This window comes from Rhizobium album (assembly GCF_003122325.1).
GTDB lineage: Bacteria > Pseudomonadota > Alphaproteobacteria > Rhizobiales > Rhizobiaceae > Metarhizobium > Metarhizobium album.
In genome coordinates this window covers 39,956-62,147 of the sequence record NZ_QFBC01000005.1, presented here as the reverse complement: position 1 = coordinate 62,147, position 22,192 = coordinate 39,956, and the positions used below count along the sequence as shown (strand labels likewise).

The 22,192-nt window shown below is 63.3% G+C and carries 17 protein-coding genes; 8 read left to right on the top strand and 9 right to left on the bottom strand.

Going from position 1 to position 22,192, the window contains the following annotated elements:
* Positions 1-77 precede the first annotated feature (77 nt).
* From tssM to DEM27_RS13225, 9 genes are all read right to left on the bottom strand, one after another.
* Positions 78-3,587, bottom strand: coding sequence for a type VI secretion system membrane subunit TssM (gene tssM, locus DEM27_RS13265; protein ID WP_109458727.1), 3,510 nt, complete (start codon positions 3,585-3,587; stop codon positions 78-80).
* Complete coding sequence (locus tag DEM27_RS13260; protein ID WP_109458726.1) at positions 3,584-5,401, bottom strand: type VI secretion protein IcmF/TssM N-terminal domain-containing protein; 1,818 nt, start codon at positions 5,399-5,401, stop codon at positions 3,584-3,586. The genes tssM and DEM27_RS13260 overlap by 4 nt, the downstream gene beginning before the upstream one ends.
* Positions 5,398-6,768 carry a type IVB secretion system protein IcmH/DotU gene (icmH, locus tag DEM27_RS13255; RefSeq protein ID WP_109458725.1) on the bottom strand — a complete coding sequence of 457 codons (1,371 nt, stop codon included), beginning with the start codon at positions 6,766-6,768 and terminating at the stop codon, positions 5,398-5,400. Before icmH ends, DEM27_RS13260 begins: the two co-directional genes overlap by 4 nt.
* Before the next feature lie 111 nt (positions 6,769-6,879).
* Positions 6,880-8,208, bottom strand: coding sequence for a type VI secretion system baseplate subunit TssK (tssK, locus tag DEM27_RS13250; protein ID WP_109458724.1), 1,329 nt, complete (start codon positions 8,206-8,208; stop codon positions 6,880-6,882).
* A 62-nt stretch (positions 8,209-8,270) separates the two neighbouring features.
* On the bottom strand, positions 8,271-8,825 hold the full coding sequence (gene tssJ / locus DEM27_RS13245) for a type VI secretion system lipoprotein TssJ (RefSeq protein WP_245445839.1): 555 nt from the start codon (positions 8,823-8,825) through the stop codon (positions 8,271-8,273).
* On the bottom strand, positions 8,825-9,592 hold the full coding sequence (locus DEM27_RS13240) for an FHA domain-containing protein (RefSeq protein WP_280954516.1): 768 nt from the start codon (positions 9,590-9,592) through the stop codon (positions 8,825-8,827). Before DEM27_RS13240 ends, tssJ begins: the two co-directional genes overlap by 1 nt.
* 91 nt (positions 9,593-9,683) lie before the next feature.
* On the bottom strand, positions 9,684-10,763 hold the full coding sequence (locus DEM27_RS13235) for a methyltransferase domain-containing protein (RefSeq protein ID WP_128755500.1): 1,080 nt from the start codon (positions 10,761-10,763) through the stop codon (positions 9,684-9,686).
* Between the two features lie 12 nt (positions 10,764-10,775).
* Entirely contained in the window at positions 10,776-11,156 is a 381-nt protein-coding gene (locus DEM27_RS13230; protein ID WP_245445819.1) for a PAAR domain-containing protein, read from the bottom strand.
* Positions 11,153-12,229 carry an ATP-binding protein gene (locus DEM27_RS13225; RefSeq protein WP_165823417.1) on the bottom strand — a complete coding sequence of 359 codons (1,077 nt, stop codon included), beginning with the start codon at positions 12,227-12,229 and terminating at the stop codon, positions 11,153-11,155. The genes DEM27_RS13230 and DEM27_RS13225 overlap by 4 nt, the downstream gene beginning before the upstream one ends.
* A gap of 87 nt (positions 12,230-12,316) precedes the next feature.
* On the opposite strand from DEM27_RS13225, the gene DEM27_RS13220 reads away from it, so the two are divergent.
* The 8 genes from DEM27_RS13220 (at position 12,317) to tssC (ending at position 22,192) form a co-directional block, all read left to right on the top strand.
* On the top strand, positions 12,317-12,646 hold the full coding sequence (locus tag DEM27_RS13220) for an STAS domain-containing protein (protein ID WP_109458954.1): 330 nt from the start codon (positions 12,317-12,319) through the stop codon (positions 12,644-12,646).
* Positions 12,647-12,787: 141 nt separating this feature from the next.
* Positions 12,788-15,529: a type VI secretion system ATPase TssH gene (tssH, locus tag DEM27_RS13215; protein WP_109458719.1), complete on the top strand. Its 2,742-nt coding sequence runs from the start codon at positions 12,788-12,790 to the stop codon at positions 15,527-15,529.
* A 61-nt stretch (positions 15,530-15,590) separates the two neighbouring features.
* Complete coding sequence (locus tag DEM27_RS13210; protein WP_109458718.1) at positions 15,591-16,067, top strand: Hcp family type VI secretion system effector; 477 nt, start codon at positions 15,591-15,593, stop codon at positions 16,065-16,067.
* Positions 16,068-16,125: 58 nt separating this feature from the next.
* On the top strand, positions 16,126-18,216 hold the full coding sequence (locus DEM27_RS13205; protein WP_109458717.1) for a type VI secretion system Vgr family protein: 2,091 nt from the start codon (positions 16,126-16,128) through the stop codon (positions 18,214-18,216).
* Between the two features lie 11 nt (positions 18,217-18,227).
* Positions 18,228-18,839, top strand: a complete 612-nt coding sequence (locus tag DEM27_RS13200) for a DUF6931 family protein (protein WP_109458716.1) — start codon at positions 18,228-18,230, stop codon at positions 18,837-18,839.
* Between the two features lie 153 nt (positions 18,840-18,992).
* Positions 18,993-20,129, top strand: a complete 1,137-nt coding sequence (gene tssA / locus DEM27_RS13195) for a type VI secretion system protein TssA (RefSeq protein WP_109458715.1) — start codon at positions 18,993-18,995, stop codon at positions 20,127-20,129.
* Between the two features lie 56 nt (positions 20,130-20,185).
* The gene (gene tssB, locus DEM27_RS13190; RefSeq protein ID WP_109458714.1) at positions 20,186-20,695 is read left to right on the top strand and encodes a type VI secretion system contractile sheath small subunit; all 510 of its coding nucleotides are present in this window, start codon (positions 20,186-20,188) and stop codon (positions 20,693-20,695) included.
* 3 nt (positions 20,696-20,698) lie between these two features.
* Positions 20,699-22,192 carry a type VI secretion system contractile sheath large subunit gene (gene tssC, locus DEM27_RS13185; RefSeq protein WP_109458713.1) on the top strand — a complete coding sequence of 498 codons (1,494 nt, stop codon included), beginning with the start codon at positions 20,699-20,701 and terminating at the stop codon, positions 22,190-22,192.

Below are 22,192 nucleotides of genomic sequence, written 5' to 3'. Positions count from 1 at the left end.
GATTTTCCGCCAAGTCAAGGCGATCAAGTCAAGGCGATCAAGTCAGGGCGATCCCGGCCGTCGAACGGTCGCGCCGGTCACAGAACCGGGCAGCTGTAGTCGGCGAGAATATCGCGGGCGAAGGGGTTGCGGCTCGGCGGCGCGGCGAGCCGCAGCAGAACCTGCCGGCTGCCGACGCGGAACTGGTAGGTGACGATATCGGTCGGGCTCTTTTCCAGCACGCGGCCGAGCTTCAGCATCCGGAACAGCGCCCATGCCCCCTGCCGCGACAGAATGTTCCGCTCGCCTTCCAGCTCCGGCATCATCGACATGTTGGCGCCGACGGAAATGTTCTCCGACGGCCACTGATATTGCATATCGACCGGCGGGCCGTGATTGTAGAGCAAGGCGGGGCCGCCGATATCGAGAACGAAGGCGCGGGCACGCATGTCGAGCTTGCCCGGCGTGATCGTGAATTGCACCGAGGGTTTTTCCTGGTCGCCGAAGAACACCGTCGTGACGTTGTCGGCCTTCTCAAGCTCGGCCAGCGTCTTGTCGTCGTAGCCGAGGCCGATCTGCTGCCCGGTCTTCCAGCGCCACGGCCGCGTCGACGAATCGATGAACGGCTTGAGGTAGTTCTCGCGGAAACCGGCAATGGCGCCCTTCGGACCGAACAGGCGGGCGAAATCCTCCAGCGAGGTGTCGTTGATGCTGTTCGGATCGAAGGGATAACGCGCCGTCGTCGTCGCCTCGCAGAGCGGCAGCACCGTCGTCTTCCAGATCTGCGACAGGCGCTCGCGGGAACTGCCGCCGGTGATCGCCGCCACCTGCGCCAGGATCCGGGCAAACAGCGGCTGCAGCGAGGCCGGCAGCTCACCGTTGCGTTCCGAAAGCTGGTTGAGCAGCGTCTGCGGCTCGGCGCCGAGTTCGAGCACGTCGTTGCCGGTCGCGACGTGGTTGAGCATCCGGTAGAGCGGCTGCATCGCCACCAGCATGGCATCGACCGGCGCCTGCTGGCCTTCCGGCGCGGTCACGGCGTTGCGGAAGGATTTGTAATGTTCCGCCACGGTCTTGGCGACATTGACGACACGCCGGGGCTGCAGGGCCGTATTCACCTGGGCAGCTTTGGCGCCGGCGCCGGGGATGGCGTCGAGCACGGTGGTCGACGCTGCTTCCAGATCGGTTTCCGCGGCGATGGCGGTGACGAGCTCCTTCACCGGCGACGGGTTGCCGGTGATGATCGCCATCGAGCGGGCCACTTCGCTGGCCGCCGTTCCGCCGCCAAGGCTGAGATCGGAAAGCAGCGTGTCCCATTGGGTGATGTAGTCGACGCGGTAGAGGTCGAGCAGGCCGTCGCGGATGCGGGCTGCCTCGCGTTCCTGTTCGACCAGATTGTCGGCATTGCCCATCGCCCACAGGTCGTCGGCGATGCGCCGCGCCACCCGGTTGGCGCTGCCGAGCATCACGTCCTTGAGGCCGGTGCGGGTGTAGATGCCGGGAATGCCGTCCCACAGGCTGCCATTGTTGGCGCGCGCCAGCGCCTGCGGCCCCTGCAGGCCCATGTGATCGACCGGCCGCCAGACGGGAAGCTGCTGCACGTCCGGCAAAGCCAGCACGTTGTCGTAGGCAAGCCGCGCCAGCGTATAGTCGGCGATGCGGCGGCGGGCGCGATCGACGAGCGCCAGATCGGCGGGCGGCGCCGTTACCCTCGTGCCGGCCAGCGCGGCGAAATGCGCCGAAATGCGCCGGTCGATATCGGCATTGCGCTCATAGGTCAGCCAGTTGGCGGCAAAATCGGGGCTGATCAGGGCGGCCGTTTCCTGGTCCGTCGGGCGCGTCCCGGTCAGCATCAGGTAGAATTTCAGCTGCTGGAACCGCAGCGCCGCCGGCGTGGCCGGATTGTCGAGCCCCTCGCGCAGATAGGACCAGACGAAGGGGAAGAACAGGTTGGCCAGCGCGCGGTCGTAGGCCTCGCTGGAGGCCTGGCGAACCGAGCCGGTGGTATAGAGCCCGAAGGTGGTGCTGCGCGGTTCTTCCTGCGACAGCGTCCGCAAGCGGTCGAGCACGTTGAGCACTGGCTCGAATTTCGAAGGAATCTTGCCGTCCGGCGTCGCCTCGGTGATGTTGGCGTGGGTGACGGTGACGTGTTCGTTGATGCGCGCCGTATAGGCGCGGCCTTCACTGAAACCCAGCCACCAGATGCCGAGCAGCACCAGCAGGGTGATGAACAGGACGATATTGGCTGCGACGTCCTGCAGGCGCGTCACCAGCAGCGCCGGCTTGGTCAAGCCGCTGAGATTGGCTTCGGGAACGATGACGTCGCGGAAGAGGCCGGTGAGGAAAAACGGCCGGGTGCGGCGCACGCCGGCATCCTGCGGCAGGGCCAGGCCGCCGCGCCGCTGGCCGAAATTCGTCGACAGCGACTGGCCGAGCAGGTCGGAAAACTCGCCGGACTGGTTGGTGCTGGTGAAGAACAGGCCGCGAATGTTGGGCGCCTGGCCGAAGCGATGCGTCGATGCCAGATGTTGCAGCAGCGGCTCGAGCCTGGTTTCCAGCAGCGCGAACTGGCCGGTGAATTCGAAGATCCGCCTGCGCCGCAATTCGTCCGGCTCTTCCTGCATTCGCAAAAATTGCTGCTGCGAGAAACGCTCGATGATGCTGGAAAAGCCGTTGGCGAAGCTGCCGCTGGCGCTGGCGCCATCGACGGACCGCAGCGCCGACAAAGGCACGCCGAGCACGGATGTCCGTTCTTCGGCCGTCAGACTTTCGAAAAACTCTTCGAACCCGACGACGAGATCGAGCTTGTTGACCAGCAGATAGACCGGGGCGACGGTCCGCAGGCGGCCAATCGTTTCGTCCAGCCGCTTGCGGATGGCGGCGGCGTAATCGGTGATCTGTTCTTCCTGCATCGCCAGCAGCTCTTCGGTGCTGGTGACGACAAGGATGCCGTTGATCGGCTGCTGGGCGCGTTGCCGCTTGATGTAATCGAGCATGCGCTGCCAGAGCAGCACGAAACGCCTTTCCGGCTGGGTCAGGAATGCACCGGGAAATTCCGCAAACACGGCGCGATCGGTAATGTGAAAATGGACGCTGCCGGCGACGGACGGCGCGGCCGTCTCGAAGGGCAATGCAAGGCCGCTTGCCCGGACGACGCTCGACTTGCCGGCGCGATCGTTGCCGAGGACGATGTACCAGGGAAGGGAATAGCGGGCGCTGACGAACAGGCTGCTACGGCCCCTGCGCAGGAACTGGATGACGGTGCGGACCGCCTCCCGGAAGGCGGAGACTTCCGCGTCGAGCGCGGCTCCCTCCTTTTCCTCGGCGATTTCGGTCTCTTCCTGCTGCTTGCGCAGGGCGGCCAGCATCGAGGTTTCCTCGCTGCTGCGCACGGTGCGGAAGAACAGGCTGCCGATACCCCAGAGAAGCGCGATGGCAAGCAGGCAGGCCAGCCTGACGGCGACCGGGCCGAGCGGCTGGAAGTCGCCGAAGGCGATCAGCGGCCCGACGAACCAGATCAAAAGCGCCAGGACGATCAGGCCGAGGGATATCAGGACCCCCGGACGACGCAAAGTGTTGCCCAGCCATCTGACGAGCTTGCGCGGGCTCACGTCAGGCTTTCCTTGTAGGCGATCAGCCGGCGCGCCGCTTCGAGGTAAGACGGGCCGATGCGCAGGCCGCCCGCTTCGCGGATGGCGACCGGCGCCTCGCTTTCGAGCGTCGCCTTGTCATCGGCCGCAAGGCTTGCGGCGTTCTGCGCCACCCAGTCGAGCAGGATTGGCGAATCGACGTTGCGCGCATCGGTGGCGACGGCCAGACGCTTGCGCAGCGTCTCTGCATCGGCGTTGACGTCGATCAGGTCGGCTTCGAGGCGGGCGGCGAGGTGGAAGACCAGCGCATTGACCCGCAAGCCGCGTTCGGCCAGCATGAAGCGCTTGTCCAGCTGCGGCCCCACCGAGAGGCCCGGAACCGGATAGGCGACGGCCAGCCGCGGCGTGCCGAGTGCCGCCTCGATCTGCCGCAGCTGCCGGAAACTCTGCAGCAGCGCCGGCAGGTCTTCGCGCTTGGCCGGATTGGCGACAGGCTTCAGCACGGCCAGGCGGTCGGAGAGATTGCCGGCGAACTTGATCTCTTCGTCGAAAGTGCGGAAGATCCAGTAGCCGCTGCCGAGGCAGGCGAGCACGGTCGCCGCGATCAGCGCCCATTGCAAGAAGAAACCGGCGCCGCGGCGTTTGCCGCGCAGCACCAGTCCGGCCTCCGGGATGACGATGCGTTTCAAGACGCCGGTGATGAAATATCCCTGGTCCTCTTCGTCGAGGCCGAGATCGGGCGGCAGCATGCCGATGCGCGGCATGGCGAAACGCCGCGACAGTTCCGGCAGCAGCGCGTCGATCGACAGCGGTTCCTGACGGGCGCTGGTCAGGAAGATGCCGCGCATCAGCGCGCCCTTCCAGTTGCGGTCGTGTTCCGGCGCCAGGTTTTCGAGCAGCGGCGTGATGGTTTTCTGCAGCGCGGCGATCTGCGCGGAAAAGCCCTGAAGGTGGCCGCAGCGCACCGGATCGGCCTCACGCGACAGCCATTCCATGTGGCGCGCCCGCATGGCGGCGAGCAGGTCCTGAAAACCCTTGTCGATTTCGGCGTGCCGTTCCACCGCCGTCTTGCCCTTGGCCATGGTCTCATAGGGCAGGATGAAGCCCCAGGGCTGTTCGCGCTCCTGCGGTTCGTAGCGGTCGAAGAATTCGCGGAAACCGGGCACGAGGTCGGTCTTGGAGAGCAGCAGATAGGCGGGGATGCTGGTCTTGGTGACCTCGTCCAGCAGGCGCAGGCTGTTGGTGACGGCATGCATCACGGAGCGCTGTTCGGCGAGATCGGCCAGCGTCAGGTCGGCGGGGCTCAACGTCAGCAGCGTGGCATTGACCGGCAGTTTCGGCCGCAGGCTGCGCAGAAGATCGTAGACCTCGCGGGTCGTGGCTTCTTCCATGCCGAACGTCGTTTCGACGAAGACCGCGTCCGGCCCCACCCACCATGTGGAATTGCCGATCGTCATTGGCATGCCGAGCCGCATGTCGGAGCGTTCGAGAATGCTCGATTTGCCGCTGCCGGGGGGGCCGACGAGCAGGAAGAACGGCTTGCCGTAACGGCCGCGCCGGCCTTTGACGCCGCGATTGGCGAGGAAGGCGATGGCGGCGCGGCGATGGCCGCGCAGCGTCGGCGATTCCTGCGGCCCGGCCGCCTTGAAGAACAGCCGGGAAAACAAGACGGGCACCATGGCCCAGACGATCAGGGGAAGCAGCGCCACGCCGAAACGCAGGTCCTGACGGAGATCCAGGGGAAGGAAATCCGCCGCACGGGTCCAGATCAGCCAGCTCGCGCCGGCTGCGACCAGAAGCCCGATGAACCAGGAAATCAGCGCGGCCGGCCTCATGGCGTCTTTTCCGCGGGGATCTGGAATTCGACGCGCCTGTTGCGGGCACGGTCTTCCGACGAAGTGTTCGGCACGATCGGATCGGTCTCGCCGCGGCCTTCGAAGCTGACGCGCGACTGGTCCTCGACATGCTTCTGCAGCATCTGCGCCGCCGAGCGGGCCCGGGCGACCGAAATCGCCATGTTGTCGCCGAGCGGGCTGCCGGCGCCGACGGGCACGTTGTCGGTATGGCCGACGACGAGGATGGGGCCGGGTTCCGGGTCGAGCGCGGCGCCGATCCTGGCGATCAGCGGCTCTTCGGTGAGTGCCAGATCCAGCCCGCCGGAGGGGAAGGAGGCGCCGAGCATGCGGATGACGACCTTGTCGTCGACCGTGGCGACCTCGATGCGGCGTGCGGCGATTTCGGCGGCCAGCGCTTCGGTGATCCGCTCGATCTGCGTCTTGCGCACCGGCGGCACCGGTTCGGGGATATCGGGAATGCCGGCGCGCTCGACCATGACCGGAATGGTCGGCACCAGCGCACGGATCTGTTCGGCGGAACGCTCGACGCTGGCCCTCAGGCTGATGCTGGAAAAGGCCCAGAGGCCGGCGAGCAGAAGCAGCAGCAGCAGGGCAGCCGCCCACGGCGCCGCCATGCTGATCGGGGCGCGGTGCGGCACCGGCATGGTCTGCCAGGCAGCGGAAAGATTTCGCTCGTAGGGGCCGCGGATGCGGCGGATGGTGCGGTAGAGATCCTGGCGCAGGCGCTGCAGTTGCCCCTGGCCGCCTTCCGCCACCCGGTATTTGCCGGAAAAGCCGATGGACAGGCAGATCGCCATCAGTTCCAGGGCGTCGATATTCTGCTCCGGCTGCTGCATCACCTGCGACAGCAGGTCGTAGAAGCGTTCGCCGCCCCAGGTCTCGTTGTAAAGAATGCTGACGAGGCTGCTGCTCGCCCAGCCGCTGGAGGCGCCCCAGCGAGTGGAGAGGATGATGTCGTCGATCACGGCGCAGAGTGCATAGCGGGACACGCGGATCAGCCTGTCCGGCACATCCTTCGCCATGGCGGCGGTTTCGAAATGACGGATCTCGTCCATGACGCGGCCGCGGAATTCCGGAATGTCTTCCGGCGGGGCGCTTTCGTTCAGACGGCCGGCCAGCCACAGCAGCGGCGAAGCGGCACTGACCAGCGGATTGATCGCGGCGAGTTCGAAAGCCTTGTCGATGGCGGCGTCGCTGCGCCGGGACGGCTTTTCCATCACCGGCTGGTTCAGGCCGAAATCGTCGGTAAACCCTTGTCGTGTCTTCGGCTTGGGATCAAAAAAATCGTCGGAAAAGGTCGCGGTCGTGCCGGGACGGGCAAGCGGCTCGAAGCCCTTGCCAGCCATCGGCTCGACGAAGACCGCAGCCTGACGGGGCTGCTCACCCGAAAGCGGGCGGCGGATCGTGTCGTCGGAACCGGGGTAATAAGCAAACGGATCGCTCAGCGTCTCCCCTCCTCAATCTTTGACAGCCCACAAATCGAGCTCGAGTCCGGGAAATTCCCCTGCGACGTGAATGGCAAGGCCGGCACCGGCGGCCACCTGTTTCCAGATGGCGCTGGAGCGGTCGAGTTCGAAATAGGCCTTGCCGGTGTGATACGGGATCTGGCGCGGCGCGACCGGCAGGGCGCGCAGCATGATGCCGGGCAGCGCGGTGTTGACCAGCTCGGTGATCTGCTCGACGGCGCCGATCTTCACCTGGCCGATCAGGCGCCGCACCAGCGCTTCGGCCGGCATGTCGGCCTTTCCGGCCAGCACGAAGGTGTATTTCAGATAGAGCGAGCGGTCCGGAACCTCGGCCACGCGGATGCCGTAGCGGTGTTCCGTCAGCGGAATGGCGATGGCATTGCGTTCGAGCACTGCGCTCAGCGCCTGGCGGATGGCGGCGGCGACGGGCGTGAACACCAGCTGCAGCCGCTCGTGGTCATAGACCGGGAAGGGCCGGGGGCGATGCGAGCCGCTGGTGAAGGTCGAAAGTTCGCCCGCAAGCCCGATCGCCGACATGAAAAGCTGCTCGGGATGGACGAAGGAGGCCGACGCCAGGTGCGAGAAGACCGGCTGCCAGCGATTGATCGTCTGCAGCATCATCATGTCGGTGATTTCCGACGCCGTGCCGGAGCTGGACCCGGCCAGGCGCGAGGCAATCGCCTCGCCGCGGTGGTTGAGCAGGCCGACGATCTCGGTCATGAAACCGGACAACAGGCTCGAAACCTGGGAATCGAGCACCGGCGGCACGTAGCTTTCGTCGAGCACCACCGAATTGTCGGCCCGGACCTCGATGATTCGTGCCAGGCCGATGCTGACGAGACCGCTGCGGTCGCTGCTTTCCAGCGCGTAGCGCAGGCGCAGCTTGCCGACGACGATCGGCGCTGCGGAAATGTCGCTGCTGTTGGCGTCGGAAATCTCGATCTCGGTCGAGGCGTAGCGGGTCAGCGTTTCCGCCGACAGTTCGGCCGTCTCGCGCCCGCCCGGCTGGCTGATCGGCAGCGTCAGGTAGACGATGGTGTTGCGGATGTTTTCGTTGAGCTGCAACGGCGGCAGTTCCGCCGCGTCGTCCGGAATGGAAAACGGCGTGCCGTCGGCGAAGACGCCGGAGGCGCGCTCGACGCCGAACCGGCCGATCGACAGCAGTTCGCGGTTGAGGCGCAGTTCGGTCAGGCCCCAGGCGTAGGGTCGCAGGCCGCGCGTGCGGTTGCGCACCAGGCGCTCGACGTAACGGGCATCCTGCTGGAAATGCTGGGCACGGATGAACATGCCCTCCGACCATATCACCTTGTCAAATGACATCGTCCGCTCCCTTCAGGCGCGGCGGGAGCTCCGCCCTCTTGTTCCAGTCAAAACGCGACATATCAATCCTGCGGTCCCAGCTCGACGGACGATGTCTTCAGGTCGGCTTTCAGCTTGAAGCGCTTGTCACCCTGAAGCGGCACCATTGCCCGCCATTTTGCATCCTCAAAATTCCTGTAACCCACCACGACCGCGACGATCGTGGTGCCTTCAATCAGATTCGCCTTTATGCGCTCGACCCCGCCCGGGGTGAGGTAGATCTCGGTCTTGCCGAGCATCGTCGCGCCCAGCGTCTTTTCGTCTTCTTCCCAGAGCTGCCGGAAGCTGCCGTTGACGAAATTCGTCTCGCCGTTCAGCTGGTAGAGCCGCATCACGACGGGTGACGGCACACCGTCCGGGCCCGGATTGGCCAGCGGCGAGGCGACCGCGATGAAATCGATGCTGGCAGCGGCCGGCGCCGGCTTGATCTCGATTTCCGTCGGCGGCGGCTTCTTCTTGCCGAACATGCCGCACGCAGACAGCCCGACCGCCAGAACGCAGACGATCAGAACCTTGAGGACAAGCGAACTGGCTCCTCGAATGGCCGGGAACAGTCCGGCATTCATAGGAAACGACACTACTGCCAACGCGACCTCTCCTCCTGGAGAAGCCCGCGAAGCCGGGCGTCAAATACCTGTCTTTCACTGTCTGACAAAGCCAGCATCGCCTTCTCGACAGCCCGGATCAACGTTTTTGCGTCGATGTTCCCGGCGGCCTGCAAAAGCGTCCCCGTTTCGCCGCTCGAAAACGGCACTATTCCTTGATTGCCCCCCGCCATGTCCACGGACAAGGGCGCATTTTTGGCCACCATATCGGCGGACAATGGCAGTTCGGGCTTGCTCGAGGCTGCCTTGGGATCCCACCAATCCTGCAGCAGCGGCCCCTGGCCCGGCTGTGTCGCTGGCTCCTCCGAAGCCGGTAAAATTGCAACGGACGGCTCCGGCGCCTTGTCGTCGAAGCCGAAGGGGCCGTCCATGAACACCTCGCCCGGCACCGCCTCGATGGCCGCCGCGCCGGGTATCGTCGCGCCCAATATATTCGCGTTCGCCATGTCCGCCACTGCCGCCGGCATCGTTTCTATCTCGACGCCGATGATCGCGTCGCCCAGGAGCAACGTATCCCCGTGCGACAGCAGCCCCGGAATACCGCGCCCCACGGGTACGTCGTTAATGCGCACGCCATTTGTTGACGTGTCCGTCACCATAAAGCCTCTCTCCGTCCGATCGATGCGGCAATGCGCCTTGGAGAGCACACGATCAGGATCGGGAATCATCCAATCCGCCTCCGGTGAACGTCCTATGACGAGGCCACCAGATTCAAGAACCTTTTCTGGTATGGTCTGCATTAGGCGTGCGGGGCCTCTCAACAAAAGTTTCAGTCGCATGGAACTCCCCGCGATACGACGGCTTGTGATGAATCTTTTATAGCTCGGTATACTATTTCACGGTTTTTCGGGCTGCCACAAGATGGGCTGAGTAGTACATACAGGAACGATCGTGCAATCTGACGTGCCAGGGAACCTCCTGTGAGGGTCCTTTGCGCCTGAGATCGCCGGCCGCAAGCGGTCCGTCCGAGAGCAGCATGTCGAGAATGGCCTCCGGGCTGCCGCGATGGGCGGCGCGCTGCGAATGGCCGCCGAGCCAGGCCTCGACAGGCGTCACCTGTCCCGACCAGTCGAAAGGCACGGACAGGATCGCGGCGCCGTCCGGCCGCAGGGCGCGGCTGATTTCCGTCAGGCCGGCGCGCGGATCGACCATGCAGTCGACGACGTTCATCGCAGCGGCGGCGGCGAACGTATCGGTTTCGAACGGCAGGACCATGACATCGCAGATCCAGATGTCCGCCAGTTTCCCCGCCTTGTGGTCAGCGGCATAACGCCTGCGGTCGTAGACGAGGCCGTTGCGGCGCAAGGCGTAATCGACCACCCCGCCGACGACGGCCTGCCGCCCGGCGCGGGCCAGCGACATCGAAATGTCGATGCCCAGCGTCAGCCGCCCGGTGCGCTCCGCCAGTTCTGCCGTGGTTCTTCCCGTGCCGCAACCGATGTCGAGGATCGGCCCGTCCGCCATATCGGCGGCAATCATCTCCAGCCCGGACGCGAGGTTGCGGATGACGGCACCCGGCGTGGCTCCGCCCGGGAGATTGCCGGCGCCTTCCGGATCGCGGTCGCCCCAGTGATCCCACGCATAGGAGGAGACGTGCTGGCGAATCGCTTCCAATCCGCTTCCAGGCCCCGCGGCGTCGCCGATCAGTCCTTCCACGGCGGGCGTCAGGTCGTTGCGCGCCAATATATAAAAGAGATTGTCCTGAACGTAGCGACGGACCTCGGGGACGAGGACCGGCAAGCCGTCGAGGATTGGAAATTCCGCCCCGCAGGCGCCGCAGGAGAGGATGCCGCTCCGGATGTCGTCGTCCTCTTCCGCCTCGACCACCATGATGGCAAGGGCACACTGGTTTCCCTGCCGGCGGCAAAGAGGGCAGACCGGACGAAGCGATTCGAAATGATACCGACGCAAGAACCTTGCTCCTCAGCCACCGATCATGACGGTGGGGCATCCGGGCGGCAGAATTTTGCCGACTGGGCTCGGAATCGGAGCGATACAGGCGGCATGCATGGTCATGTCGTTGATCCGCGCGGCCGGCATATTGCCGATCAGCACCGTTGCCGAACCCAGCATGATCATGCCCGGCCCGCCGGGAACGCAGCCGGGAAGTGCGCAGGGTGCCGACATATCGCTCAGCCGGGCCGCCGGCATGTTGCCGATCATGACGGTCGGCAATCCGGTGACGATGGCGAGCGGCAGCGCCGGGTGCGGGACAGGCGTCGGCACCAGCGCTGCGGGATGGATGGGCGCATGGCAATGCGGCGCATCCTGCAGGATCATGTCTCCCATGCGAGCGGCGTTCATGGCGCATTTCCTCCGGCAGGGGGCAAATTCTTTTCAAGGAGAAGGACGTTCCAGCCATTACTTCGTTTGTACTCGACCCTGTCAAGCAAGGTACGAACGAAATGCATGCCCAATCCGCCGATCTGACGGTCGTCGATCTCCACCGACAAGTCCGGTTCCGGCACACTCAGGGGGTCGAAAGGCCCGCCGTCGTCGCGAACCTCGATGCTCAGCAGCCCTGATTCGACCGAAAGCGAGACAAGGATCTCGTGGGCGTTGCCGTCCTTGTAGCCGTAGTTGACCGCATTGGTAAGAATTTCGTCCAGGGCGACGTCCAGCCCGGCAACCGCCTCCTCGTCGAGCGACTGGCGCAGGAAGAAGCGGCCGATATCCTCCAGCAACGGCGGAATTCCGGCGAGATCGTTGGTCATGACGAAAGTGGCCGACCTGTTCGACTTCGCGGCGGTCTTGTAGAGGACCGCGCAGCCCACGCCCGCGGAGCCCTGCAGGGCGGGCTTTACCAGCCCTTCCAGCCCCTCGATCGGCACCTTGTCGTCAGAAAGGCCCGGCATTTCACCCGCCGTCAGCCACAGGATGCTGCCGGGCGTGACCGAGGGACCGTCGAACGCCTCCGTCCCGTCGCCGAGACGGGCGCCGGCCTCGCCCTTCGTCGCGATGCTCACCTGGCCGGAGACGACATCGAGGCGGGCCAGGGCGGCGTCGAACCGGATCTGCGGCGCCAGGTCGGCAACCGTTGCAAGCACAGCGTGCGGATCGCTGATTCGCGTCAGCAGCGCTCGCAGCATCTGGCGGAGGCCGGAGGCCGTCCAGGCGCCGTCGAGGCCGGTCTGGTGCACGCGGATGGCGGCCGCGGCAAAGATCTGCGTTTCCACCCAAATATGGTCGTAGAAAGAAACCGTGGTGTTTGCGGAACCGATGCCGGATTCGACTTCCAGGTCGCGCCGCACCGGAAACCGCGGCGGCAAAAGGGCCCGCTGCATCAGTCCGGCCAGGTCGTGGCGCAGGGAATCAGCGCTTGTCATCGATGTCGTTCCCCTCTCATGCTTGAAAAACATTCTGGCGCGTGGCGCCACTTTCTGAAATCATTACGGGCCATAATGCTGCGGTTCGTCACGCGGGCCGTTTCCCGATCAAGTGTGAATAACGAGGGTACCAACGCCATGAACATCGCCGAGACTCGCCGAGAGGGCAACCTTATTGTTTCGCCGAACGGCAGAATAGACAGCATGACGTCAGGCGTGTTCGATCGCCATCTCGCCGCCGTCATCGATCGGGGTGATACCAACATCATCGTCGATCTCGCCGGGCTGGAATATATCAGCAGCACCGGACTCTCCGTGTTTTTGTCGGCTGCAAAGAAGATTCGTGCAACCGGAGGGCGAATGGCGCTGACCGGTCTCAACAGCCGTATCCGTTTGGTATTCGAAATGAGTGGTTTCTTAAGGCTATTTCCGATTTATCCGACGGTGGACGCGGCCCTCGCCGGATGACCCAATTTTGGACATGGACTTTTAGGGGCAAATCGGTTCTAGCTTTCGCAGTCGCGCCAACAGCGACCGAATTGTCATAATAGTTTTTCAAGTCATGCGTCATTATTTGCTTGGCGCCCTGCAGCATGAGAGGGGATATGCTTGCTTAACGTTGACTTGCAATCGTTGATCGCACGCCTCAATCCGATTTGCCGTTCGACTCTCGAAGGCGCCGTCGGGCTGACGTTGTCGCGCACGCATTATAACGTCGAGATCGAGCACTGGCTGGTGAAGCTTCTCGAATCTGCTGACACCGACATTGCCGCCATCCTGCGGCATTTCGAAATCGACGCCGGCCGGCTAGCCGCCGATCTCAACAAGGTGCTCGACCGCCAGAAGACCGGCAACAGCCGCTCTCCTGCGCTGGCTCCCAATATCGTCAAGTGGATGCGCGAAGCCTGGATCTTCACGTCGCTGCAATATAATGAGCGGGCCGTGCGCAGCGGTCATCTGTTGACCGCGCTTCTGTGCGACGACACGCTTGCGGCGCTGGCGCGGGATGCGTCTTCGCAGTTCGCCCGCATCAACGCCGAAGCGCTGCGGACGTCCGTCGGCAAGATCACGTCCGGCACCAGCGAAGCCGGTGCCGCGGCGGCTGCAGCGGGCGGCAGTGCCGGTGGCGCAACGGCCGAAGGCCAGGCCCGTCCGGCCGTCGTTTCCGGCTCGGCGCTCGACCAGTACACCATCAACCTGACGGCGCGGGCTCGCGACGGCAAGATCGATCCGGTTCTCGGCCGTGACGCCGAAACCCGCCAGATCGTCGACATCCTGACCCGTCGCCGCCAGAACAATCCGATCCTGACCGGCGAAGCCGGCGTCGGCAAGACGGCCGTCGTCGAGGGTTTTGCCCTGAAGATCGCCGCCGGCGACGTGCCCCCGGCCCTTAAGGACGTGGAGCTTCTGTCGCTCGACCTCGGCCTGCTGCAGGCCGGTGCCGGCATGAAGGGCGAGTTCGAGAACCGGCTCAAGAACGTCATCGAAGAGGTGAAAGCCTCGCCGCGACCGATCATCATGTTCATCGACGAAGCCCATACGCTGATCGGTGCGGGCGGTGCGGCAGGCCAGAACGATGCCGCCAACCTGCTGAAACCGGCGCTGGCGCGTGGCGAAATGCGCACGATCGCCGCTACGACCTGGGCCGAATACAAGAAATATTTCGAGCGTGACCCGGCCCTGACCCGCCGCTTTCAGGTGGTGAAGGTCGACGAGCCGGGCGATGAGGCAGCCATCGGCATGATGCGCGGCCTGATCCCGACGCTCGAGCAGCATCACGGCGTGCGCGTGCTTGCCGAAGCGGTGGAAGATGCCGTCCGCTTGTCGCGGCGCTACATTCCGAGCCGCCAGCTTCCGGACAAGGCGGTCAGCCTGCTGGATACGGCCTGCGGCCGCGTCGCCGTCGCCGCGCATGGAACGCCGGCCGTGGTCGAAGACCGTCGCCGCCGGATCGAGATGATCGATACGGACCTTGCCGTTCTCGGACGCGAAGTGAAGATCGGCGCGGATCATGCAGAGCGCATCGCCGAGTTGAAGGCCGATCGTGAGAAGACGGCCTCCGAACTGGCCGAGATGGAAGCGCAGTGGGAAAAGGAACGTGACCTGGTGTCGCGGATCCGGGCGCTGCAGGAAGCGCTGGGCGAACTGGAAGAGGGGGCCGAACAGCCCGCCGACGCCAAGTCCCCGGACGAGATGCGCGAAGAACTGGCGGCACTGGGTGCCGAACTGACCGAACTGCAGGGCGAAAATCCGCTGATGCGCGTCACGGTGGACAGCCAGGCGATTGCCGAAGTCGTCGGCAACTGGACCGGCATTCCGGTCGGCCGCATGGTGTCCAACGAAATCAAGACGGTTCTGGCTCTCAAGGACAAGCTCAGCGAGCGCGTCATCGGCCAGTCGCATGCGCTGGAAGCGATCGCCGAAACGATCCGCACCTCGCGCGCCAAACTGACGGATCCACGCAAGCCGATCGGCGTTTTCCTCATGGTCGGCACCTCGGGCGTCGGCAAGACGGAAACGGCGCTGGCGCTGGCCGACCTCCTGTATGGCGGCGAGCAGAACCTCACCGTCATCAACATGTCGGAATTCAAGGAAGAGCATAAGGTGTCGATGCTCGTCGGTTCGCCTCCCGGCTATGTCGGTTACGGCGAAGGCGGCGTTCTGACCGAGGCGGTTCGCCGCCGGCCCTATTCCGTGGTGCTCTTCGACGAGATGGAAAAGGCTCATCCCGGCGTCCAGGACGTGTTCTACCAGGTCTTCGACAAGGGCATGCTGCGCGACGGCGAAGGCCGCGACATCGACTTCAAGAATACCATCATCATCATGACGTCGAATGCCGGCACGGATCTCATCCACAGGCTCTATGCCGATCCGGACAACCGGCCCGACGTCGATACGCTGACCGAGGCGGTACGTCCGGAACTGCTGAAGAGCTTCAAACCGGCGTTCCTGGGGCGTTGCTCCGTCGTTCCTTATTTCCCGCTGGCGGACGATATCATCCGCAAGATCGTGGAACTGCAATTGAACCGCATCCGCAAGCGGTTCCTGGAAAATTACCGCGCAAACCTGACATGGGATGCGTCGCTGATCGCCGATATTGCCAGCCGTTGCACCGAAGTAGAAAGCGGCGCGCGCAATATCGAATATATCCTGTCCCGCGGATTGCTGCCGCGCCTGTCCGCCCATGTCCTGTCGATCATGGCGGACGGCAGGCAGGTCGGAAGCCTCAAGGCAGTCCTTGGAACGGATGGTCAGTTCGAGTTTGTGGAACAGGTGTCGGCCGACAACGTCGCCTCGCCTGCCGATATCGACGAGCCAGTGGAAGAAGAGCCGGTCGCTGCCGCCGAATAAGCATGTTCTGCGAAGAGTAAAGCCCAATAATTGAAATTGACACACCAACGGGAGCTAACGAATGGCAATTTATCTCAAGTACGAAGGTATTGACGGCGAAGCAACGCACGACAAGCACCAGAAATGGATCGACATCGGCAGCCTGCAGTTCGGCCTCGGTCGTGCGATCTCGACGCCGGCAGGTGCGGCAGCAAACCGCGAAGCAAGCGAGCCGAGCGTCAGCGAAGTCACCGTCACGAAGATGCTCGACAGCTCTTCCTCCAAGCTGTTCACGGAATCGGCGACCGGCGCTGCCGGCAAGAAGGTCGAAATCCATCTCGTCAGCACCGGTAGCCCGGGCAACACCTATGCCGAATACACGCTGACCAATGCGCTGGTCTCCGCTTATTCGATCAGCACCGGCGGCGACCGGCCGAGCGAGTCCATTTCGATCAACTTCACCAAGATCGAATACAAGTTCATTCCGTACGACAGCAACAACAAGGCCGGCACGCCGGTGACCGTCAGCTACGACCTCTCCACCACCAAGAGCGGCTGATATTGACCAAATCCTGGCGCTTGGCGTTTAGCCAGGCGCCTCTAAGGATCATGCTTCCATGACGACGACACTGACTCAGGCGGAGCGCTGGCTGACCCTTGACACGCCGCTCGGCGAGGATGTGCTTGTCGCAACCGGTGTCCGTGGGGTCGAAGGCATCTCGCGGCTTTTCGAATTCCACGCGGAGGCTCTCTGCGAGCGCGAAACAATTGCGCCCGGCGACCTTCTCGGCAAAAGCGTGACGCTGCAGATGTCGCACCCGGCGGCTCAGCGGCGCCTGGTGAACGGCATCGTCACGGCGTTTTCCGGCGGCGCGCTGACGCGCAGCGGCTACCGTATCTATAATCTGACCATTTCGCCGACTTTCTGGGTCCTCGACCGGACCTCGGACTACAAGATCTTCCAGGACAAGACCGCGGTCGAGATCGTCGAGGAAATCCTCGGCCAAGACAGCATCAAGTTCGAGAAGAAGCTGAACGCGACGTATGACCGGCGCGACTATTGCGTCCAGTACGGCGAGACCAATCGTGCCTTCGTCGAGCGGCTGCTTGCCGAAGAGGGGATCTTCTACTTTTTCACCCATGCGCAGGGCGCCCATACCCTGGTCCTTGCCGATGACGCCAACGGCTACAAGGATTGCCTGCAGGATAAGGTGGTCTATCGTCCCAACGGCGGCAATACGGTGGACTCGATTTCGGTCCTGGATATCGGACGCGGGCTCACCGACACCAAATGGGAGCTTCAGGACTACAATTTCGAAGTTCCGAGCGAAAACGTCTCGGGAACGAAGACCACCAAGAAGGCGCCGGCCGCCGACAAGTCGTGGTCGCATTTCCGCTTTCCCGGCGATTCCTTCCAGAAGGCGACGCTCAACCGCCTCTCGGCCGCCGCCGTCGACGCCTCGGACCGCGTCACCGAGACGATTTCGGGCGATTCGAGCTGCGCCAGCTTTTTGCCCGGCCACCGTTTTACGCTCGAACATCCGATCGATGCCGAGAGCAACAAGACTTACGTGCTGACCGAGGTCTACCACGAGGCCTACAATCGCACGCATTTTACCATGCAGGGCGGCAGCGGCGGCGAGCCGTCCTATTCGAACCGTTTTACCGGCGTGATTTCCACGCAGCCGGCGCGAAGCCCTCTGCCCGTGCCGCGGCCGATCGCCCGCGGGCCGGTGACCGCGAAGGTCGTCGGTGCATCGCAGGAAGAGATCCATACGGACAAATACGGCCGCATTCGCGTCCAGTTCTTCTGGGATCGCCACGGCAAGAACAACGAGCAGAGTTCCTGCTTCATCCGCGTGGCGCAAAGCATGGCAGGCAGCGCCTGGGGCATGATGTTCATTCCGCGCGTCGGGATGGAAGTCGTCGTGCAATTCCTCGACGGCGACCCCGACCGGCCGCTGGTGACGGGCGCCGTCTACAATGCCGACAACATGCCGCCATGGGCCTTGCCGGACAACATGACGAAGAGCGGCCTGCTGACGCGCTCGACGAAGGACGGCCAGGTCGCCAACGCCAACGAATTGTCTTTCGAGGACAAGAAGGGCAGCGAAAAAATCCTGTTCCATGCGGAAAAGGATTTTACGCGCGAGGTCGAAAACGACGACGTGCTCGATGTCGGCCATGACCAGACCCGGACGATCAAGAACGACCGCACCTCGACGATCACCGAAGGCAACGATACCTTCACGATCAAGAAGGGCAACCGTGTCGAGAAGATCGAGACCGGCAACGAGACCCTCGACATCGACAAGGGCAACCGGACGACGACGCTTGGCCAGGGCAACGATACGCTGACGCTGTCGCAGGGCAACCGGACGGCAAAGCTCGACAAGGGTAACGATGCGCTGACCCTTTCGATGGGCAACCGGACGACGACCCTCGACAAGGGCGACGATACGTTAACCGTTTCGCTCGGAAATCAGACAACCAAGGCGAGTGCCGGAAAAATTCTCCTGGAAGCAGGACAAGGCATAACTTTGAAATGCGGGACGAGCACCATCGAGCTGACGCCGGCCGGCATCAACATAAAGGCGGTTCAGATCACGATAAAGGGAGATGCGAAGGCAGGCCTGCAGGCGCCGATTGTGGACGTTGCCGGTGACGGCATGGTCACCGTCAAGGGCGGTATCGTGAAGATAAACTAGGAGCGCGGACTGTGAAGATCCAGAACGAACCGTTCCGCAAGGTGAGTGCCGCGACGGCAGCGGAGATTTGCGAACGCGTCGACCTATCCACCGAGGCGCGCGCCTTTCTGCTTCCGGAGCTTTCACCGCAAGGTTATTTTTCCCTGCTGGTCGATTCGGAGCAGGTCGGCGATGCCGTGCGTTTCCTGGCGTTCTCGCTGCCCGTGCGTGAGGCGGTCTGGTGGGCCTGCGTCGTGGCGCATACGAATATCGCCCAGCCGACCGAACTGGAGGCGACGTGCCTGGAACGGACCGCCGCCTGGGTTTACGGTCCCAACGAAGAGCGCAGGCGGGCATGTTTTGCCGTTGCCGAACAGGCGAAGTTCGAGGGTGCGGCGGCCTATGCGGCACTGGCCGTGTTCTGGTCCGGAGGCAGCCTGGCGCCGGAAGGCATGCCGGACGCGCCTGCAGATCCGAAGCTCGGACCGATCGGTGTCGGCGCTTCCGTCCTGCTGTCCATCACCGGTGGTGCGCCGCAGAGCCTGCTGAAGCGCTTCGAAGCGTCGGTGGTGCGCGGGATCAACATCGCCAACGGCGGCAATGGCTGGCTGAAGGACGACCGGCCGCTGAAGTCGGCAGGCTAGGGTTGCGAAGAAACAATCGGGGCTTTTCAAGCTCTTTAACATTTTGCGCATAAGAGTGGAATTACAGTCGACTGTCCTTGTTGTTTCTGCCGCGCCCGCGGTGAAGGGGACAAAGCTCGTCCGGGTTCTTCTCTCTGAAAAGGAAGCCTGCTCATGGCGTTGACGCCGGTCATCGATATCGACGCTCTGCTCCAGCCCATCAGCGATGATGCGCCGGCGGGAACGGATCCGCGTGCCGATACCTCTTCGTCGTCGCTTTATTACCAGACGAAGGATGCGCGCAACGCCGCGCGTTCGGCCGAACGTGCCGCCGTCGATCTCGGTGGTCCGCCGCCGGAGGAATGGGATGTCGTTGCCGAGACGGCGGCGACCATCCTCGCCAACCATGCCAAGGATCTGGAAATTGCCGCCTGGTTCGTCGAGGCCCTGCTGCGCCAGGAAGGATTTGCCGGGCTGCGAGACGGCTTCAGGGTGATCACCGGCATCGTCCAGAATTTCTGGGAGCCGTGTTTCCCGGAGCTTGACGAGGACGGCATCGAAAGCAAGGTTTCCGCCGTCGCGGGCCTCAGCGGCGCCGGCGCGGTGGGAACGTTGATCCAGCCGACCCGTCTCGTCCCGCTGACCTTCGGTTCGCTCGCGGATTATTCCTTGTGGAATTTCGAGCAGGCGACGGATCTCGAGAAGATCACCGACACCTACAAGCGCCAGGAACGGATTGACAACGGCGCCATCACCATGGAGCAGTTCAATCAGAGCGTTGCCGAAACCCCGGCAGCACGCTTTGGCGAAACGGCAGCGCTGATCGAGGAGACGCTGGCGGCGCTGGCGGAGATGTCGGCCGCCTTCGATGCGGTTGCCGGTGTGGATGCACCGCCGACGTCCGCACTCCGCGAGTTGCTGGAGCAGATTCTTGGCTCGCTCAAGCATTTTGCCGCCGACAAACTTGCCGTTTCCTCTTATGGTGATGCGCAAGCCGGCGCCGGCGAAGAGAGCGGCGAGGCGGTGGAAACCACGGGTGCCGACGGCACCGTCACGATGGTGCAGGTCCGCAAGATCGACGGTTACGCCTCCCGTGACGAAGCTTTGGCGGAATTGCTTCGGATTTCGAACTATTTCCGCAAGACCGAGCCTCACTCGCCGATATCCTACACATTGGAGGATGCGGTTCGGCGAGCGCGCCTCACCCTGCCGGAACTTCTCGCCGAACTGGCGGAAGATCCAAGTCATATCCAGAGAATACTTCTTGCGGCAGGCATCAAGCCGCCGGAAGTAGAATCCTCCGGATACTGAGTATAAAACGTAGCATCGCATTGATTCCAAACGGCAACTGACACAGAGGGATTGTCATGGCAGAGAGCGTTCAACAAAAACTGAAGAGAGTGCGCGCTCCGCGCGTCCACATTACCTATGACGTGGAGACCGAAGGCGCGCAGGTTCGCAAGGAACTGCCTTTCGTCGTCGGCGTGATCGGCGATTTCTCCGGCAAGCCCTACGAGCCGCTGAAGCCGTTGCGCGATCGCAAGTTCATCCAGATCGACCGCGACAACTTCGACGACGTCATGAAGCGCATGACGCCCGGCGCGGAATTCAAGGTCGACAACACGCTGGCTGGCGACGAGTCGCAGATGGCGGTTTCGCTGAAGTTCAACTCGATGGAAGACTTCGAGCCGGGCTCGATCGTCGACCAGGTCGAGCCGCTGCGCAAGCTGCTGGCCGTCCGCAACAAGCTGCGCGACCTGATGTCGAAGGTCGACCGTTCGGAAGAACTGGAAAGCCTGCTCGAAGAGGTTCTGCAGAACACCGAGAAACTGTCGGCGCTCGCCGGCGAGCTGGGCAGCGAGAAGAAGGAGGGCTGATAGATGAGCACCGAAGTCAAAACCGAAGGCGGCGCAGCAGCCGCGGAAGCCACCGGCTCGCTAAGCCTGCTCGACCAGGCCATCCAGGTTACCAAGACCGCCGAACCGGATGAGATGCAGGACCTCTTGAAGACGCTGACCGACGAAGCCCTCTCGGGCACGGTGACGTTTTCCAAGAACCTGACGCAGACCTTCAACAAAGCCATCCAGGCGATCGACGAAAAGCTGTCCAAGCAGCTGACGGCGATCATGCATCACCCGGACTTCCAGAAGCTGGAAGGCTCCTGGCGCGGCCTGAACTACCTGGTGAAGAACTCCGAAACGTCGGCGACGCTGAAGATCCGCGTTCTGAACCAGACCAAGAAGGAACTGCACAAGGATCTGACCAAGGCCGTCGAATTCGACCAGAGCCAGGTCTTCAAGAAGATCTACGAAAACGAATTCGGCACCCCCGGCGGCGAGCCCTACGGCGCGCTGATCGGCGACTATGAATTCGGCAACGGCACCGAGGACCTGGAAATCCTGCAGGGCATGTCGAATGTCGCGGCCGCTTCCTTCGCGCCGTTCGTCTCCGCCGCAAGCCCGAAGATGTTCGGCCTGGAAAGCTTCACCGACCTGTCCAAGCCGCGTGACCTCGAAAAGATCTTCGAGAGCTCGGAATACATCAAGTGGCGCGGTTTCCGCGAGAGCGAAGACAGCCGCTTCGTGACGCTGACCATGCCGCGTGTTCTCGCACGCGTGCCGTACGGTTCGCAGGGCACCTCGATCGAGGAGTTCAAGTTCGAGGAAGCGCCGATCGATGCCAACGGCATCGTGACCAAGATGGAGCAGGACCAGTTCACCTGGATGAACGCCTCCTACGCGCTCGGCGAGCGCCTGACGACGGCTTTCGCCAAGTACGGCTGGTGCGTTGCCATCCGCGGCGCGGAAGGCGGCGGCAAGGTCGAGAACCTGCCGAGCTTCACCTTCACCAGCGATGACGGCGATGCCGACCAGCAGTGCCCGACGGAAATCGGTATCACCGATCGCCGCGAAGCCGAACTCTCCAAGCTCGGCTTCCTGCCGTTGTGCCACTACAAGAACACGGATTATGCCGTCTTCTTCGGGGCGCAGACGACCCAGAAGGCAAAGAAATACGACAAGCCGGACGCAACGGCCAATGCCGCCATTTCCTCCCGCCTGCCGTACATCATGGCGACCTCGCGCTTCTCGCACTACCTGAAGGTCATGGGCCGCGACAAGATCGGTTCGTTCATGGAAGTCGGCGATTGCGAATCCTGGCTGAACAACTGGATCCGCAACTACGTCAACGGCAATCCGGAAGCCAGCGCCGAAATGAAGGCACAGTATCCGCTCGCCGAAGCCCAGGTCACGGTCAAGGAAGTTCCGGGCGCTCCGGGGTCCTACAACGCCGTTGCCTACCTGCGTCCGTGGCTGCAGATGGAAGAACTGACCGCTTCCATGCGTCTGGTTGCGCGCATCCCGCAGATGGGTTGA

What these genes read in the sequence shown, in the direction of transcription:
- DEM27_RS13260 (WP_109458726.1), bottom strand. Translation starts at nt 5,401, where the DNA reads ATGAGGCCGGCCGCGCTGATTTCCTGGTTCATCGGGCTTCTGGTCGCA.
- icmH (WP_109458725.1), bottom strand. Translation starts at nt 6,768, where the DNA reads ATGGCTGGCAAGGGCTTCGAGCCGCTTGCCCGTCCCGGCACGACCGCG.
- tssK (WP_109458724.1), bottom strand. Translation starts at nt 8,208, where the DNA reads ATGTCATTTGACAAGGTGATATGGTCGGAGGGCATGTTCATCCGTGCC.
- DEM27_RS13240 (WP_280954516.1), bottom strand. Translation starts at nt 9,592, where the DNA reads ATGCAGACCATACCAGAAAAGGTTCTTGAATCTGGTGGCCTCGTCATA.
- DEM27_RS13230 (WP_245445819.1), bottom strand. Translation starts at nt 11,156, where the DNA reads ATGAACGCCGCTCGCATGGGAGACATGATCCTGCAGGATGCGCCGCAT.
- DEM27_RS13220 (WP_109458954.1), top strand. Translation starts at nt 12,317, where the DNA reads ATGAACATCGCCGAGACTCGCCGAGAGGGCAACCTTATTGTTTCGCCG.
- DEM27_RS13210 (WP_109458718.1), top strand. Translation starts at nt 15,591, where the DNA reads ATGGCAATTTATCTCAAGTACGAAGGTATTGACGGCGAAGCAACGCAC.
- DEM27_RS13205 (WP_109458717.1), top strand. Translation starts at nt 16,126, where the DNA reads ATGACGACGACACTGACTCAGGCGGAGCGCTGGCTGACCCTTGACACG.
- tssA (WP_109458715.1), top strand. Translation starts at nt 18,993, where the DNA reads ATGGCGTTGACGCCGGTCATCGATATCGACGCTCTGCTCCAGCCCATC.
- tssB (WP_109458714.1), top strand. Translation starts at nt 20,186, where the DNA reads ATGGCAGAGAGCGTTCAACAAAAACTGAAGAGAGTGCGCGCTCCGCGC.
- tssC (WP_109458713.1), top strand. Translation starts at nt 20,699, where the DNA reads ATGAGCACCGAAGTCAAAACCGAAGGCGGCGCAGCAGCCGCGGAAGCC.